Origin of the sequence: Solibacillus sp. FSL W7-1436, assembly GCF_038007305.1 — a bacterium.
GTDB lineage: Bacteria > Bacillota > Bacilli > Bacillales_A > Planococcaceae > Solibacillus.
Genome location: NZ_JBBOWV010000001.1, coordinates 3110899 through 3128057 on the forward strand (window position 1 = coordinate 3110899; position 17159 = coordinate 3128057).

Annotated in this window: 12 protein-coding genes; 9 read left to right on the plus strand and 3 right to left on the minus strand. The window is 41.0% G+C overall.

The genetic code is table 11. The features are described from left to right. Positions 1-51: 51 nt before the first annotated feature. Complete coding sequence (locus MKX73_RS15340) at positions 52-1986, minus strand: right-handed parallel beta-helix repeat-containing protein (protein WP_340718205.1); 1935 nt, start codon at positions 1984-1986, stop codon at positions 52-54. 277 nt (positions 1987-2263) lie between these two features. On the opposite strand from MKX73_RS15340, the gene MKX73_RS15345 reads away from it, so the two are divergent. The 6 genes from MKX73_RS15345 to MKX73_RS15370 all read left to right on the plus strand — a co-directional run bounded on the left by MKX73_RS15345 (position 2264) and on the right by MKX73_RS15370 (position 12955). Then, positions 2264-3382, plus strand: a complete 1119-nt coding sequence (locus tag MKX73_RS15345; protein ID WP_340718207.1) for an AAA family ATPase — start codon at positions 2264-2266, stop codon at positions 3380-3382. A gap of 24 nt (positions 3383-3406) precedes the next feature. Next, complete coding sequence (locus MKX73_RS15350) at positions 3407-4789, plus strand: vWA domain-containing protein (RefSeq protein WP_340718208.1); 1383 nt, start codon at positions 3407-3409, stop codon at positions 4787-4789. Between the two features lie 114 nt (positions 4790-4903). Beyond that, the gene (locus MKX73_RS15355; RefSeq protein WP_340718917.1) at positions 4904-5734 is read left to right on the plus strand and encodes a DUF2785 domain-containing protein; all 831 of its coding nucleotides are present in this window, start codon (positions 4904-4906) and stop codon (positions 5732-5734) included. A 300-nt stretch (positions 5735-6034) separates the two neighbouring features. Continuing rightward, positions 6035-8731, plus strand: coding sequence for an aconitate hydratase AcnA (gene acnA, locus MKX73_RS15360; RefSeq protein ID WP_340718209.1), 2697 nt, complete (start codon positions 6035-6037; stop codon positions 8729-8731). 607 nt (positions 8732-9338) lie between these two features. Further along, positions 9339-10601: a group II intron reverse transcriptase/maturase gene (gene ltrA, locus MKX73_RS15365; protein ID WP_340718832.1), complete on the plus strand. Its 1263-nt coding sequence runs from the start codon at positions 9339-9341 to the stop codon at positions 10599-10601. 200 nt (positions 10602-10801) lie between these two features. Further along, positions 10802-12955, plus strand: coding sequence for a 5'-nucleotidase C-terminal domain-containing protein (locus tag MKX73_RS15370; protein WP_340718210.1), 2154 nt, complete (start codon positions 10802-10804; stop codon positions 12953-12955). 270 nt (positions 12956-13225) lie between these two features. Here the strand turns inward: MKX73_RS15370 and MKX73_RS15375 are convergent, their stop codons facing one another. Together MKX73_RS15375 and MKX73_RS15380 are read right to left on the minus strand one after the other, a co-directional pair. After that, a complete protein-coding gene (locus tag MKX73_RS15375; protein WP_340718211.1) occupies positions 13226-13519 on the minus strand; it encodes a YxcD family protein in 294 nt (97 codons plus the stop codon). Further along, positions 13507-13959: a hypothetical protein gene (locus MKX73_RS15380; RefSeq protein WP_340718212.1), complete on the minus strand. Its 453-nt coding sequence runs from the start codon at positions 13957-13959 to the stop codon at positions 13507-13509. The genes MKX73_RS15375 and MKX73_RS15380 overlap by 13 nt, the downstream gene beginning before the upstream one ends. Before the next feature lie 252 nt (positions 13960-14211). Here MKX73_RS15380 and MKX73_RS15385 point away from each other — a divergent pair, with 252 nt between their 5' ends. The 3 genes from MKX73_RS15385 to panF all read left to right on the plus strand — a co-directional run bounded on the left by MKX73_RS15385 (position 14212) and on the right by panF (position 17114). Further along, positions 14212-15195: a diaminopimelate dehydrogenase gene (locus MKX73_RS15385; protein WP_340718213.1), complete on the plus strand. Its 984-nt coding sequence runs from the start codon at positions 14212-14214 to the stop codon at positions 15193-15195. Positions 15196-15405: 210 nt separating this feature from the next. Continuing rightward, positions 15406-15669, plus strand: coding sequence for a YhdT family protein (locus MKX73_RS15390; RefSeq protein WP_340718214.1), 264 nt, complete (start codon positions 15406-15408; stop codon positions 15667-15669). Further along, positions 15669-17114 carry a sodium/pantothenate symporter gene (panF, locus tag MKX73_RS15395; protein WP_340718918.1) on the plus strand — a complete coding sequence of 482 codons (1446 nt, stop codon included), beginning with the start codon at positions 15669-15671 and terminating at the stop codon, positions 17112-17114. The genes MKX73_RS15390 and panF overlap by 1 nt, the downstream gene beginning before the upstream one ends. Positions 17115-17159 lie beyond the last annotated feature (45 nt).

Below are 17159 nucleotides of genomic sequence, written 5' to 3' on the forward strand. Positions count from 1 at the left end.
ATCGCCGTAAAAAAACTACCTGTAACCAAAAAAGTTGCAGGTAGTCATATTTTAGCTGATTTCATCCAGATTTGATGAAATTTCGCTGTTATTTTCACTGTAAAACTTGGAACCGAATGAGTTGTCGACCATTGTTTCGGACAGATAAATTTTTGAATAGTTGACTGCCTGAATGTTGAAGTCAAACTTCGCATTTTGGATGATGCATTTTGAAGCGTGTAGAATCGATTTGTTTTGAACAAATATATCGGATTCATGTCCCTCGATAATCTGGGTAGTATTCAGCTCAACTGAAGATTCGGAGTCGATCCACAGCTGGGAATACATATGATTGGAAATGAATGTATCCTGAATTAACGCCTCTGCATGGTTTTCGATGATTAGCCCGTTCCGTTCACCTTCCATCAACTCGCTGTCTTTTAACACGAGTGAACTGTCATTGATGATAATCTGCGGCATTTTATGACAGGAAATTTGGCTTCCGATAATTTGGACGGACGTATCTTTCATCGCTACAATCCCATTCGTTTCACCGCCGCTGATTTGAGAATGCTGAATTTTGGCATTCGTATTGCCGACCATTTCAATTTGTATCCCCGTCCCATCTTTAACAACCGATTCGGTTACCTCAAGTTCACACTGGTCCATGACAAAGATACTTTTCCCGCCGATTAACTCACTTTGGTAAATCGTCACATTGCTGTTATTTTTCCCGGCAATATGTGCCAGGTCATTGTGGTTGAAATGGCAGTTGTCCATAGAGGCTTTTGCATGATTGACGGCTAAGATGCCATTGCCTTTGTTATGGTGAACCGTCGTATTTAATAGGAATAATTCTGCCTCCATGACCGTTAGCGCGGCATTTTTATGTCCTGTTATCGTACTGGAAACGATTGAACAGGAAGCACCCTTTTCTGTGTAAACCCCGATCTGTTTTCCTTCCTGAATGGTCGCATCTTTTATTGTACAAATGGAATTTTCGGTAATGAAGAGCTGCGGCAGCACATTATAGGCAAACACCGTACCATTGAAATTGGCGATTGATTTTTCCTTAATATGAATTCCGACGCCCTGGCAGCTGTTCACTTCACAGTTCGTCATATTAAGGAAAGATTCGAGCAGTAACTGGATATTTGCGATTTTATGAAATGCAATCAGGGAATTCTCGATCATTGCTTCCGAATAGTCCCGTAAAATAATTCCGGATTCATTGCCGTATTGAATTTGGCAATCTGTTATGTTCAGGGAACTTCTTTGCAGCCAGATTTGGGGTAGGTGATGGTGTTGGATTGCTGTTTTCGTTAAATGTATGTTTGAATGGTCTGATGCATATATACCATTACCTTCGCCATGCATTACTTCGCAGGCATTCATTTCCAGTAAGGCATGATCCTGAATAATCAGCTGTGTGCCGGAATGATGCTGGACTTTCACACGGGTTAAGTAAGCTTTCGCACGTGTTTTTACCCAAAGCGCCTGATTTGCTTTGGATAGAGTACAATCCGTCAAATGAAGCGTTGAATTTTCCGCCAGTATATGGACTTTTTTATTGTTTTCAAAATGACAATGTACAAATTGGGCTTCACTATTGTAAATCAATGTGACGGCAGCATCCGGTGCATCCCTGAATACCGTATTTTCACAATGTATTGTTCCGCCGTTCAATGCCAGCAGTACATTCGTACGACCACCTTGAATAACGCAGTTTTTCAAGATAATTTGACCTTCTACGTAAATTTGCGTCGTAGGTTGAATCGTCATGTTCTCAAATGTGACTGTCGCACTATCAGCGATCACGATAGCACCTTTTATGCAGACGGTTGCATCCTTTTGTGCTGCAACTGTTCTGTTTTCCTCAAAAGTTAAAGTTTCTTTATATGTCCCGGATGCAACGGTAATTTCATCATGGCTTGTTGTTCGTTGCACAGCTTTTTGAATAGTTTTAATGCGTGAAAAAATTGAAGATGACACTCTTACTAACGCCATACGATTCCTCCTACAAAACATGCTATATGTAATATGTTCACGTAAAATAACAAAATTAATCATTTGCCATTAAAATTGTGTAAAAACATGAAAAGAATTTTTCCTTTGCTCTTACTAAAATAGTGCAAACTCACCTGAAATATTCCTAGATATTTAAAGGGAGAAAGAGGGATGGGCAAAAGGTTTAAAAACCGTACAGGAAGTGTAACGTTATAAGGAGAGGAATACATAAATGTGCGGATAAAGGATTGACGGAAAAAGGAAAGGTGGTCCATCAATGTGTGAACAGCTGCAAACGATACGTCAGCAACTGAATGAACGTTTTTATGACCGGGAAGAAGAGATTGATGCATTATTAACTGCTCTATTATCACGGCAGCACCTTTTATTTATCGGTCCGGCGGGGACGGGTAAAAGTGTGCTGTCGTCCATGCTTGGCTCCATTGTAGAGGGAATTCATTGTTTTCAGCATTTATTGACGCCTTTCAGTACGCCTGAAGAATTGTTCGGTGTCCTTTCTTTGAAAGATTTGGAACAGGGAATTTATAAACGGAATGTGACGAAAATGCTGCCCGAAGCCCATTTTGCATTTATTGATGAAATCTTTAAGGCAAACTCCGCAATATTGAATTCACTGCTGACACTGATCAATGAACGAATCTATTATAACAACGGGATTCCGATTGCTTCACCGCTTTTGACGATGGTCGGTTCATCCAATGAATATATCGAAGAAGGGGAAGGGCTGGAGGCATTATTCGACCGTTTTTTGCTGCGCTATGAAGTTAATTATATTCGGGAAGAAGAAGACTTTATCGCAATGTTAAAGGATACTGGTGAAAAGGAAGTATCAAAAATAACATTGGACGAGCTTTACGAACATCAGCAAAAAACGAATCAGGTTGCGATTACGGATACAATTTTTAAAGTGCTCGCTAAAATTAGGCAGGCACTTCAAGATGAAGGCATTCGTCCGTCCGATCGCCGCTTTAAACAGTCCCTGTCCGTTTTAAAAGCGAAAGCGTATTTAGACGGACGGGCTGAGGTAATCCGGGATGACCTGACGATTTTGACGAATATTTTATGGGAAACGGCTGAACAAAAGCCAGTGACGGAACGAATTATTAACGAAGTGGCCTTTGATACGGTTGAAGCATTTATTCACAGGACAACGACCGAGTTTGACATGATTATTTTAACTGCGAGGAACGCGATGCTTCAAAACTCCCCGTTTGCCAAATCGGAGCTGAGTCAACTGCTGCTGAAGGGGAAAACATTATTTATGGAAGTGCAAAATATGAGCCGTCAAATCCCGAGTCGTCCGGAATTAAACAGGCTTAAGATGGAAATGCATAAACAATTGCTCAGAATTACTTCAGATGTTATCGGGTTTTAAAGAATACAGAAGGTGGGATGCTTTTTGAGTGAGAACATACATGTAATCTATAGCCGTACAGTTTTTGAGGGAAGCGCAGAGCAGAAGACACGGTTTAACGAATTGTTGAAAATGGCGACTTTGTTAAGTGACAGCTGTATTGCAGGAGAAAAAATTGTTCCGGGCTTTACGAATATCATCGGAGATTGCTGGCATGCTTTCTATTATAAAGCGCCTGTATTGAATGTAAATGCAAAGCGGCTGGATAAAATGCAATATGAATTTGTGGACGAGCTGCTGAAAAATGAGGAATATATGCAATGGCATGAGCTGACAAAAGGTGACGAGCTGTTAAGCGTCCTCACTTCTGTCAGCATCGCAGAACAGCTTCTTAAAAGCTTCCAGTATTATGAGGAACAAAAGAATCCATTCGAGATCGAGCAACTGGAAGCCTATGAAAAGCAGCAGCAAACACCGCATATAATTATTGATTTACCGGAAAAACAAGAGTATTTAAAGCAGTTATCCAAAACATCAATCGGCCTGATGCTGCAGGAAAACAAAAAGGATATTCATCATACAAAAGCAGCGGTCATGAAAGTCGGCACAATGGACGGCAAAAAAATGGATCAAGTCCCTTTAAGCGATCAGTTCAAACTGGCAAGAATGATTGGCGAGCGCAAGGAATTGCATAAAATTGCCGAATTGGTAGGCCGGTTTAAAAAAATTGCGACAAGAAAACAGAAATCTAAACAAAACGAGACTATCCAGCATCAATCCGTAACTTTTGGCCATGAGCTGTCCCGGCTGTTGCCGGCCGAATTGGGCAACTACATGCTCGGACATAGCAAGCTCGATTTTTTGAAACGGTTAAGCGAGCAGCAGACACTCGTTTTTAATAAGAAGGGAAAAGAGCGCCAAGGAAGAGGGCCGATTATTGTCTGCATGGATGAAAGCAGTTCCATGACATCGATTAAAGCCCAAAGTAAGGCGTTTTGTATTGCCTTATTGAATATCGCCAAAAAACAGAAAAGAGATTTTGCGATTATCCCTTTTGCGACAAATGTGGGGGAAATTAAATTTTTCAGAAAAGGTCAGGCAAAGACCCAGGATCTCATTCAGTTCAGTGAAAGTTTCATCGGCGGAGGGACGAATTATGAGCTGCCGTTAAGGGAAGCATTGAAACTATTGAAGAAAAGTGAATTTAAAAAGGCGGATCTTCTGTTCGTAACGGATGGGTCCAGCTTTTTACCGTCACGTTTTATCGAAGAATTTGCGCAAACAAAAAAGCAGAAACAGTTTGAATGTACTTCAATCGTATTGACCAACTTATTCAATACCGTCGATCTGAATGTTGTCGACCGCTTTTCGGACCGCGTTATTGAAGTAAATGAATTATTTGAAGCAGAAGATGCATTTGTTTTGTGAAAAACGGGTATATTCAGAAGGTGTGCGTCTATTAGAAGAGCTTTTACCTAGTCAAATGATCGTACGTCTCTTACAATATTGGTAGGCATTTGGTTAGGAGGCGTCTTTTTGTTAGTGGAAGATTATGAAAAGTTTTTTGAAATGACGACGGAAGAGCGAAAACAATCTATACAGGGGCACCCGTCGATACTCGATGATTTACTGGAGACAATTGGTCATGAAGAAACAGCAATCCGTGACCAGCTGAATTACCGCCTGTTCATTTTGCTGTTATCGGAAAATGCACTTGGCGAAGAAGTGATTGCCGGTTTTGTAAGCAAACTTTCTTCAGCAGACGGTTTACTTTACAATATCGGCGAAAAAGGGACGACATCCGTTTTTCAGCGTTCCTATGCGGCTCTTTTTTTGGCGGCAATCGTGAATGCCGATCGACAGCTTGCCATTTTAACAAGTGAGCAGTTGGAGCTGCTTGCACAAAATGCGGTGGCTCTATTGGCGAAGGAGCAGGATTTGCGAAGCTTCGTCGATTCGAAGTCGGGGTGGGCGCACAGCGTTCCAAATACAACGGAGTTAATCAGCGCCATTATTGCGCATCCGCTTTATCCGATTCGCTTTACGGCCCAGATACTGCAGGCAATCCGCGCAAATATTTGGAAGGGCTATGTATTTGTCGATGACGAGGAAGAACGTTTCTGCAATATTATCCAGGCATTGTCAGCCAAAAAGATCGATGAAGAACTGTTCATTGAATGGTTTGAACAGCTGTTTGACCAGCTAGAAATGGTCGCCTTTGAGCGCGGCTATGATGAACTTTGGTTTAAAGCGAGAACAAATCAGCTGAACTTGGCAAAAACGCTCTACTTTTATTTGAAATTTGCCAATCGGAATGAAAAATTGCGCAGTATTGTATCCGCATTCATTCAGCAATGGCTCAAATTAAGCTAAGAACTTTATTTTAGTACAATAATAAATTTATTTTAATTTATCAGATGTACTAAAATTGTTGGCCAATTAAAATGCATGATGAAAATGTTGAGGAAAACAGTGTGAGAAGAACTTTCTGACAAAGTAGGATTTCTAAATGTATTGCAGAAGAAAATGGTATTTCCGATAGGTCATAATTTTAACTTATCGCAAAAGATAATAATAATGCAATTTACTTATGTATGAATGTGCGTTATTATTGACTGTGGAGAAAAGAGCTTCACAACCTTTTCAATTAAGAAAAACTAGGGGGAACACAACATGGCAAACTTACACAACAGTCGTTCGACTTTTGAAGTTAACGGTAAAACTTATAACTATTTCCGTTTAGCTGCAATCGAAGAAGCTGGTATCGCAAAAGTATCACGCCTACCTTATTCAATTAAAGTATTATTAGAATCAGTATTACGTCAATATGATAACTATGTAATTAAAGACGAGCACGTTAATGATTTAGCTAACTTCGGTAATCACAATGCTGATGCTGAAGTACCATTCAAACCTTCACGCGTAGTATTACAAGACTTCACTGGTGTTCCAGTAGTAGTTGACTTAGCTTCATTACGTTCTGCAATGAAAGAAATGGGTGGAGACCCAGCTAAAATCAACCCTGCAATTCCTGTAGACCTTGTAATTGACCACTCAGTACAAGTAGATAAATACGGTAACGCAGCAGCATTACAAGCGAACATGGATTTAGAGTTCGAGCGTAACGCTGAACGTTATAACTTCTTAAAATGGGCTCAAACTGCTTATGATAACTTCCGCGCTGTACCACCAGCAACTGGTATCGTACACCAAGTTAACTTAGAGTACTTAGCTCCAATCGTTCACGTTAACGAAACAGAAGAAGGTTTAGTAGCATTCCCTGACTCAGTAGTAGGTACTGACTCTCACACAACTATGATCAACGGTATCGGTGTTCTAGGTTGGGGTGTTGGTGGTATCGAAGCTGAAGCTGGTATGTTAGGTCAACCATCTTACTTCCCAATTCCTGATGTTATCGGTGTTAAATTAGTAGGCGAATTACCAAACGGTACTACAGCTACTGACTTAGCATTAAAAGTAACTCAAGTATTACGTGCTCGCGGCGTAGTAAACAAATTCGTTGAGTTCTTCGGACCTGGCGTACCTGGTTTACCATTAGCTGACCGTGCTACAATCTCAAACATGGCTCCAGAATACGGTGCTACTTGTGGTTTCTTCGCAGTTGACGAAGAATCATTAAACTACATGCGCTTAACTGGCCGTGACGAAGAGCACATTGCTGTTGTTGAAGCTTACTTAAAAGCTAACGACATGTTCTTCAACCCGGACTTAGAGCCTGTTTACACTGATGTTTTAGAAATTAACTTAGCGGACATCGAAGCTAACCTTTCTGGTCCTAAGCGTCCACAAGATTTAATTCCTTTAACTGAAATGAAACGCGTTTACCGTGAGTCAGTAGTAGCTCCTCAAGGTACACAAGGTTTCGGTTTAACAGAAGAAGAATTCTCAAAAACATCTACTGCTGACTTTGCAGAAGGTGCAGTTGAAATTCCGGCTGGTGCGGTAGCAATCGCAGCAATCACTTCTTGTACAAACACTTCTAACCCATACGTATTATTAGCTGCTGGTTTAGTTGCTAAAAAAGCTGTTGAGTTAGGTATTAAACCTGCTAAGTGGGTTAAAACTTCATTAGCTCCAGGTTCTAAAGTAGTAACTGGCTACCTAGAAGAATCAGGTTTACAAGACTACTTCGACCAAATCGGTTTCAACACAGTTGGTTACGGTTGTACAACATGTATCGGTAACTCTGGTCCTTTATTGCCAGAAATCGAAGATGCAATCAAATCAAACGATTTATTCGTAACATCTGTATTATCAGGTAACCGTAACTTCGAAGGTCGTGTACACCCATTAGTAAAAGCTAACTTCTTAGCTTCACCACCATTAGTTGTTGCTTACGCTTTAGCGGGTACTGTAGATATCGATCTACAAAAAGACGCAATCGCTGTAACTCCAGAAGGCAAAGAAGTATTCTTCGCTGATATCTGGCCATCAACTGAAGAAGTTAACGAAGTATTAAATAAAGTTGTAACTCGTGAATTATTCCAAAAAGAATACGAAACAGTATTCACTGCTAACGAAGCTTGGAATGCAATCGAAACTTCAACTGAAAACTTATATACTTTCGATGAAAAATCAACTTACATCCAAAACCCACCATTCTTCACTGGTCTTTCTAAAGAGCCAGATGCTATCCAAACATTAGCTGGAATGCGTGTAATGGCTAAGTTCGGTGACTCTATCACTACTGACCACATCTCTCCTGCAGGTGCAATCGGTAAAGATACACCAGCTGGTAAGTATTTAATCGAAAACGGTGTTGCAATCCGTGACTTCAACTCTTACGGTTCTCGTCGTGGTAACCACGAAGTAATGATGCGCGGTACATTCGCTAACATCCGTATCCGTAACCAAATCGCTCCAGGTACAGAAGGTGGTTTCACTACTTACTGGCCAACAGGCGAAGTTGAGTACATTTACGATGCTTGCATGAAGTACAAAGAAGCAGGTACTGGCTTAGTAGTATTAGCTGGTAACGACTACGGTATGGGTTCATCTCGTGACTGGGCTGCTAAAGGTACATTCTTACTAGGCGTTAAAACTGTAATCGCACAATCTTACGAGCGTATTCACCGTTCAAACTTAGTAATGATGGGTGTATTACCATTACAATTCATGGCTGGCGAATCAGCTGAAACTTTAGGATTAAAAGGTGACGAAACAATCGACGTTAACTTAACTGATGATGTTAAACCACGTGATATCCTAACTGTTACTGCAACTTCTCCAGAAGGAAATGTAACTGAGTTCAAAGCGTTAGCTCGTTTCGACTCTGAAGTAGAAGTAGACTACTACCGTCACGGTGGTATCCTGCAAATGGTATTACGTGCTAAAGCTGCACAACAATAATTCCATTCTATAATTAGAAAGACAAAGTCAATTTCGATTGGCTTTGTCTTTTTTTGTGCGCCCGGCATGCGTACGAACTATAGGGTGCAAGTCCCGAACCCCGAAGACAGAAGTAGAGGTTAGCCAAGAGCAAGGGTGTCCGTGGTGACGCGGAATCTGAAGGAAGCTGGAGGCAAAACACCGGTCCGAGGAACACGAATCTCATAGAAGGCTAGGTGTGATTGGATGAGTTTGCATAACAAAACAAAGTCCCTTCTGTCGAAGGTCATATTTAGTAAATGAGGCGGATAGATGGTGTGAAAGTGCGTACGCTTACCCGGGGAGGTCTGACAGGAATGTGAAGTACCCTTCATAACCTACTTGGTGACAAGTAGCTGAACTGTCAGAAGTCAGCAGAGGTCATAGTACAAGTAAGTCTAGAATTACTTGGAAGGACTGAACAATTAAGAGAGAATAGCCCTTGGCTTTCCAACCTGGACGGATGAACACAGAAAACAGGAGAAACCTCACGCTTAGAAAGTAGTGGTGAATCCCACGAGGGTATTTGCGGAGGGTGTAGTCCAGTTGGGCAAGAGAAGAACAGCTATTCACGGAAAGGAACAAAATGGTGATGTTGAATCAAATTTTGGAACGGCAAAACATGATACAAGCATTAAAGCGAGTAGAAGCGAATAAAGGAAGCCATGGAGTAGACATGATGCCCGTACAAACCTTACGACAGCACATCCTCGAAAATTGGGAAACCATAAAATCGCAGATTTTGAATGGTACCTACGAACCGCAACCAGTCCGTCGTGTCGAAATCCCGAAACCAGACGGCGGTGTGCGTCTATTAGGAATACCAACCGTGACGGACCGTTTGATTCAGCAAGCCATCTCGCAGATTTTATCAAAAGAATATGACCCAACATTTTCGGACCACAGCTATGGATTCCGTCCAAATCGGAGTGCTCATGATGCGGTGAGGAAGGCAAAAGGCTATTTAAAAGAGGGATACCGATGGGTAATTGATATGGATTTAGAGAAATTCTTTGATAAGGTTAATCATGACCGCCTAATGGGAACATTAGCAAAACGAATTTCAGATAAACCGTTATTAAAACTTATTCGTAAATATCTCCAAGCGGGTGTCATGATTAATGGAGTAATTTCAAGTACAGAAGAAGGGACCCCTCAAGGTGGTCCTTTAAGTCCGCTACTTTCTAATATCGTCTTAGATGAACTCGATAAAGAGCTAGAGAAACGAGGACATAAATTCGTTCGCTACGCAGATGATTGCAATATTTATGTGAAAACCGAACGTGCTGGATTACGGGTGATGGCAAGTGTACAGCGATTCATCGAGGGTAAACTTCGTTTAAAAGTAAATGAAAAGAAATCAGCAGTAGACCGTCCATGGAATCGTAAATTCCTAGGTTTTAGTTTTACGAATCATAAAGAACCGAAAGTTCGCATTGCGAAATTAAGTCTCGTACGAATGAAGAAGAAAATACGAGAAATTACCTCAAGAAAGATGCCTTATTCCATAGAATACCGAATTGAAAAGTTGAACCAATATCTGATAGGGTGGTGTGGATATTTCGCTTTAGCGGATACTCCTTCAATATTTAAAGCATTAGATGGATGGATTAAACGAAGATTACGTATGTGTCTATGGAAGAATTGGAAGAACCCCCGAACAAGAGTCAGAAATCTTATTCGTTTAAAAGTACCTTATGGGAAAGCATACGAATGGGGAAACACCCGAAAAGGGTACTGGCGCATTTCTAAAAGCCCCATATTACACAGAACCCTCGGCAATTCCTATTGGGAAAGCCAAGGGCTGAAAAGTCTGCAAGTTCGTTATGAAACTTTGCGTTATTCATCTTAATTGAACCGCCGTATACGGATCCGTACGTACGGTGGTGTGAGAGGTCGGGAGTTAATCACTCCCTCCTACTCGATTGACTAAAAGGACCTAAAGAATGTATTTTTTGTTAATTAACAGTAAAATTTTCCGGAAAATGTAGAAATTTTTATAATATTTAGTTACTATCAAAAGGAAGGTTAAAAATTTGGGGGGTCTTTTGGATGAAGAAGAAAAGAATGTATTCGGCAACAGCTTTAGCAGCATTTACGGCAGTAGCTGTAGGAGCAACAGGTGTTATGGCGGAAGAGACAATTTTTACGGATGTGACGGCTAGCCATCCATACGCGGAAGGGATCAATGCATTAACATCTGCAGGTATCGTAAAAGGATTTGGAGACGGTACATTTAAACCGGATGCAACGGTTACTCGCGGACAAGCAGCGAAAATGATTGCAGGTGCTCTTAAACTTGATACAACAAACGTAAAAAATCCTAACTTTAAAGATATTAATACGTCAAACCAGTATTACAGTCAAATAGCGGCATTAGTAGCTACTGGATTTGTAAATGGTTATGAAGACGGCACATTCCGTACAGCGGATAAAATCACGCATAATCAATTAGCTAAAATTTTAACAAACGTTTCAGCGGTATATCCGATTGATACAACGGCATTATTAACAGAGTCTAAAGTAGTGTTCAATCCTACGAAACAACTAACTCGTGGTGAACTGTCAAGCGTATTGGCAACAATGCTTGCAGCAGCTGCACCAGCACCACAGCCTGAACCAGAAACAGACAATTATAAATTATCGATCATGCATGTGAACGATACTCATGGACGTGTTGATTCATTCCCGAAATTAATGACGGCGGTTAAGGAACAACGCGCTAAAACACCGGATGCGCTTTTATTGCATGCAGGGGATGTTTTCAGCGGTACATTATACTTCAACGAATTCCAAGGACAAGCAGATCTGCCGTTTTTAAATGCCTTGAAATTTGATGCGATTACATTAGGAAACCATGAATTTGACTTAGGTTCTTCACCGGAAGGACATAAAGCATTGGCAGATTTCATTAAAGCGTCTCAATTCCCGGTTTTAACGGCGAATGTGGACTTTACAAAAGACAGCCTGTTTACAGGTATGTTCTCGGATTTAGTATCGAGCGAGCCGGAAAACGGCAAGATTTATGCTGGTATGATTAAAGAAGTAGACGGTGAAAAAGTCGGAATCTTCGGTTTAACAACAGCTGAAACGAAAGACATCGCTTCACCGGGCAGCGTGGCGTTTGAAAATTATATCGACGAAGCGAAAAAAGCGGTAAAAGCGTTTGAAGATAAAGGTGTCGATAAAATTATCGCACTTACACATATCGGATTTGACGATAACCCTGCATATGATAATGATCAAATTCTAGCAAAATCAGTGCCTGGAATTGATATTATCGTAGGCGGTCACTCACATACTGAGCTGAAAGAGCCATTCGTAGTCGATACAAACACAGTTGGCGAGAAAAAGGATGCTACATTAATCGTTCAGGCGAAAGAGTATGCTGGTTTCCTAGGTACAGTAAATGTTGAATTCGATGAAAATGGTGTCATCGTTAAACATGACGGTGAGTTAGTTGAAATCGGTAAACTTGCAGACGACGCTGAAGGTTTAAAAATGCTTGCTCCATTTAAAGAAAAAGTGGATGCGGTTAATAATGCAGAAATCGGGCTTACATTGGCTGAGGACCTGGTTAATCCTCGTGAATCAGATGGTCAACTAGTGAATGTACGTAATAGCGAAACGGTATTAGGTAATATCATTACGGACGGCATGCTGGCAAAAGCGAAACAGTATACGGATAAAAAGGTTGTAATGGCATTGCAAAATGGCGGTGGTATCCGTACAGCAATTCCTGCCGGTAATGTTACGACAGGACAAGTAATTAATGTACTGCCATTTGGTAACACACTGGCTCTTATGGATGTTACAGGAGCAGAATTAAAAGAAGCATTTGAACACTCAGTAAGAGTTGCGCCTGGAGAAAATGGAGGCTTCCTTCACATCGCTGGAGGGAAACTGGTGTATGATTCTTCAAAAGAGGAAGGTTCTCGTGTAGTTTCATTGCAATACTACGATGAAGCAACAAAAGCTTACGTAGATGTTGCGGATAACGAAACGTATACAGTAGCAACAAACGCTTATACTGCAAAAGGCGGGGACAGCTTCAGCATGTTTGAAAAAGCATATGGAGAAGGCCGTGTAACAGACTTAGGATTATCGGACTGGGAAAACTTAAAAGAACAATTACTATCAATGGAAGAAATTAAATTTACGACTGAAGGCCGCATTGTAGATACAGCTGCGCCGAAAGCAGAATAACTAAACAACTAAACAACTAAACAACTAAACAACTAAACAACTAAACAACTAAACCACTAAACCACTAATTTGGGCAACCATTTTAGTGGTTTTTTCATTCACCGGGAAAACACCGGTCATTTATTTAGCTGCTGCTTCTGTGCTGGCATTGTTTGCATTCATCGCAAGGCTATATTTATACGGCAGAATACATACTCGCAAGTGCAGCCTGCTGCATAACAAAAAAGACCCGTCTGCTCTTTCGAGTGAGACGGGTCTAATGGTATCTAATCAAAATTCTACGTTGGCAATCATGCCTTCTTCATCATCAATGGCCAGTGTAATACGCGCTGACATTGAATCACGGCCAAGCTGCTCATCAATATACAGACGAAGTGCCATGATGAAATTCACAGAGTTGTATACTTCCAGTTGTCCGTTGTAGAAAGCTTCCGCTGAATATCCGGCAACATCATCATACATCAGCTCCGCTTCCACTTCTTCAGGTGCTGCGTTTTTGAACTTTGCATGGAACAGACAAACGGCATTAATTAAATCCTGTTCAAGTAATGTTAGTTTCTCCACGTGTCAGTAACCTCTTTATCTTTTTTGCGTTTGATTAACTGATAAATCTTCACTAGGAAGAAGACAATCGCCGCAATGGCTGCTACGTTGATCAACAGACCTAAAATGTTACCTAACATCCCCATGCCGGCAAATAAACTGCCGAATAATAAACCGGCTAAACCACCAAGCATTAAGCCTTTCATTAAGCCGCCTTTGTTTGAAGATGCTGTATTTGAGTCATTCTTTTTTGTTGTATTGTTATTTTGTTTAGTTGTTGTCGGGTTTGTTGCATCATTATTGTTTTTTTGAATATTAGTATTGTTGCTGTTGAAGCCTTTTTTACCGGACTTGTATCCTTTTGCTTCTACAGTATCTGCATCATTTGCAAATAAAATTGTCGTTCCTACACTTGAAAAGACAAGTGTGAAAGCTAATAAAACCGCTGATAACTTTTTCATGTTTTTCCCCCAATTAATCTATTTATTTACTTTCTGAGTATATCAAAAATCTACCTAAATAGAAAATGAAAACACTTTTGAGCGAATAATACATGCAATGCGCGAAAGATAACATTTCTTGTGAAATTCACGAAAATTATTGTATTCATAAAAATGAAACTGTATGATGAAATATAATTTAGATGAAAATTCTGAATTTACATCGTCATGTAAAGAGAAAATCATCGAATAATGAAGTTGGGGGAATAAATAATGAGTAAAATTCGCATTGGTATTGTAGGTTACGGAAATTTAGGGCGAGGAGTGGAAGCGGCAATCGGTCAAAATGGTGACATGGAATTGGTAGCGGTGTTTACGCGTCGTGATCCTGCTTCAGTTGCTATCCACTCATCAAATGTACCGGTTTATTTGGTGGATGATGCACATAAATATAAAGAACAGATTGATGTTATGATTTTATGTGGCGGTTCTGCAACCGATTTACCTGAGCAGGTTCCGCATTTTGCGCAATGGTTCAACACGATTGACAGTTATGATACGCATGCAAAAATCCCGGAATTCTTTGATGCGGTCGACGCCGTAGCACAAAAAAGTGATACAATATCCATCATCTCGGTTGGCTGGGACCCAGGGTTATTTTCATTGAACCGTTTACTAGGTGAAACAGTTCTGCCTGAAGGAAATACATATACGTTCTGGGGCGACGGCTTAAGCCAAGGCCACTCAGACGCAGTACGACGCATTGAAGGGATAAAAAATGCAGTCCAATACACTTTGCCGATTAAAGAAGCGGTTAACCGTGTGCGCAATGGTGAAAATCCTGAGCTGACAACACGTGAAAAACATGCCCGTGAATGCTTTGTTGTATTAGCTGAAGGTGCGGATGCAGCCGCGATCGAAAAAGAAATTAAAGAGATGCCAAACTATTTTGCGGACTATGATACAACGGTGAACTTTATTACAGAAGCGGAATTTAAAGAAAATCACCAAGGGATGCCACATGGCGGGTTTGTAATCCGTTCCGGTCAATCAGGCGAATCAGACAAGCAAATTATGGAATTTTCTTTAACGCTTGAATCCAATCCGATGTTCACATCCAGTGTTCTCGTTGCCTATGCACGTGCTGCCTACAAATTGCACGCAAAAGGGGACAAAGGCGCAAAAACGGTATTCGATATTCCATACGGTTTATTATCACCAAAATCTCCAGCAGATTTGCGCAAAGAATTACTGTAATTTCCAAACGAACGTCGTCTAATAAATTTAGACGACGTTTTTTTCGATTTTTGCTAGACAAATCGTCGACAAAGTCTTTTCTTTCGCGGTTTGGCAACGTAGAATAGAGAGGTTAAGTCTCTGAAAGATGATTGGACCTTTAGAGCGGTTAATTCCCAAAGAATCTCAAATTACAGCAGATTCAAATGGTAAACAGAAAGGATGTTTAATGTGCAGGATAAGCGTTTTAAAATCGCACATAAAGAAGCACTGATCGGTGTCGTGCTTGTCATCATCAATTTTGCAATCTGGTTCGGATTTGCATATGGGCTCGGTTCCGGTGACCCTTTGGAATATGATTACGTATTCGGATTCCCGGCTTGGTTTTTCTATAGCTGTATCGCAGGAACCATTTTTATGATTATCGCAATCTGGCTTGCGATGAAACTTTTCTTCAAAGATATCCCACTTGAAGAGGAGGACGAGCAAAAATGATACATTGGTCGGTCATTATTCCATTACTCCTATTTTTAATTATCATTTTTGGCATCGGTATTTGGGCAAATCGCCAAGTACGTACATCGAATTCATTTTTACAGGAGTATTTTTTAGGCGGGCGCGAAATGGGCGGGTTCATCCTGGCGATGACGATGATGGCGACATATGGCAGTGCCTCAAGCTTTATCGGAGGACCGGGTGTTGCCTATAACACAGGACTTGGATGGGTTCTGTTAGCAATGGCACAGCTGCCTGCAGGTTATTTTGTATTAATGGTGCTCGGCAAGAAATTTGCGATTGTTGCACGTCGTATTGAAGCCATTACATTGATCGATTTTTTAAAGAAACGCTATGACAGCCATACGATCGTTATTTTATCGGCGATCAGCATCATCATTTTCCTTTTTGCCTCGATGACAGCGCAATGGGTAGGTGGTGCACGTCTGATTGAATCATTGACAGGGCTGTCCTATACAAATGCACTGCTCATTTTCGCGGTAGCCGTTTTGGCATATGTAATTATCGGCGGATTCCGGGCGGTCGCGTTAACGGATGCAATGCAGGGGTCCATCATGATTGTCGGTACAGTCATCCTGCTTATTGCTACGGTCATTGCCGGTGGCGGTGTTGATACGATCATGCAAGGGCTCGTTGCGGAAAATCCGAATTTAGTGACGCCGTTTGGTGCAGAACAAAATCTGACACCATTGTATGTATCAACATTTTGGATTTTAATCGGACTGGGTGTCATCGGGTTGCCTCAAATTGCAGTTCGCGCGATGAGCTACAAAGATTCGAAAAGCTTACATAAAGCGATTCTAATCGGTACAATCGGAATTGGGACAATCATGTTCGGCATGCATTTAATCGGTGTTTTTGCACGTCCGGTCATGCCGGGTATTGAAGTCGGCGATAAAGTTATGCCGTTGCTGACATTGGAAGTGCTGCCGCCGGTACTGGCAGGAATCGTACTTGCAGCACCAATGGCCGCCATTATGTCGACGGTCAATGCACTGCTTATTCTAGTAAGTTCAACAGTTGTAAAAGATATTTATTTAAACTATATCAACCCGAAAGCAAGCGATGCACAAATTAAGAACCGCAGCTTCTGGGTGACAAGCATTATCGGGATCGCGGTCGTTATTTTCGCCGTGAAACCGCCGGAGCTGTTAATCATGCTGAACCTGTTTGCGTTCGGCGGACTGGAATCAGCCTTCCTATGGAGTGTCGTATTTGGACTGTACTGGAAAAAAGCCAATAAATACGGGGCGATTAGTTCGATGATTGTCGGCCTGACACTATATATTGTCATCTACCGATTTGCGGAAAATATTTATGGTATGCATTCCGTTACAATTCCAATCATCGCATCACTTATTACATTTGTGGCAGTAAGCATGATTGCACAAAAGATGAAAAAAATAGAAGATTATCATTTCTGATAGCCAGAACCGCTTAAGGTCTGTATGATAGAAGAAACAGATTAT

What these genes read in the sequence shown, in the direction of transcription:
- MKX73_RS15340 (WP_340718205.1), bottom strand. Translation starts at nt 1,986, where the DNA reads ATGGCGTTAGTAAGAGTGTCATCTTCAATTTTTTCACGCATTAAAACT.
- MKX73_RS15345 (WP_340718207.1), top strand. Translation starts at nt 2,264, where the DNA reads ATGTGTGAACAGCTGCAAACGATACGTCAGCAACTGAATGAACGTTTT.
- acnA (WP_340718209.1), top strand. Translation starts at nt 6,035, where the DNA reads ATGGCAAACTTACACAACAGTCGTTCGACTTTTGAAGTTAACGGTAAA.
- MKX73_RS15370 (WP_340718210.1), top strand. Translation starts at nt 10,802, where the DNA reads ATGAAGAAGAAAAGAATGTATTCGGCAACAGCTTTAGCAGCATTTACG.
- MKX73_RS15380 (WP_340718212.1), bottom strand. Translation starts at nt 13,959, where the DNA reads ATGAAAAAGTTATCAGCGGTTTTATTAGCTTTCACACTTGTCTTTTCA.
- MKX73_RS15385 (WP_340718213.1), top strand. Translation starts at nt 14,212, where the DNA reads ATGAGTAAAATTCGCATTGGTATTGTAGGTTACGGAAATTTAGGGCGA.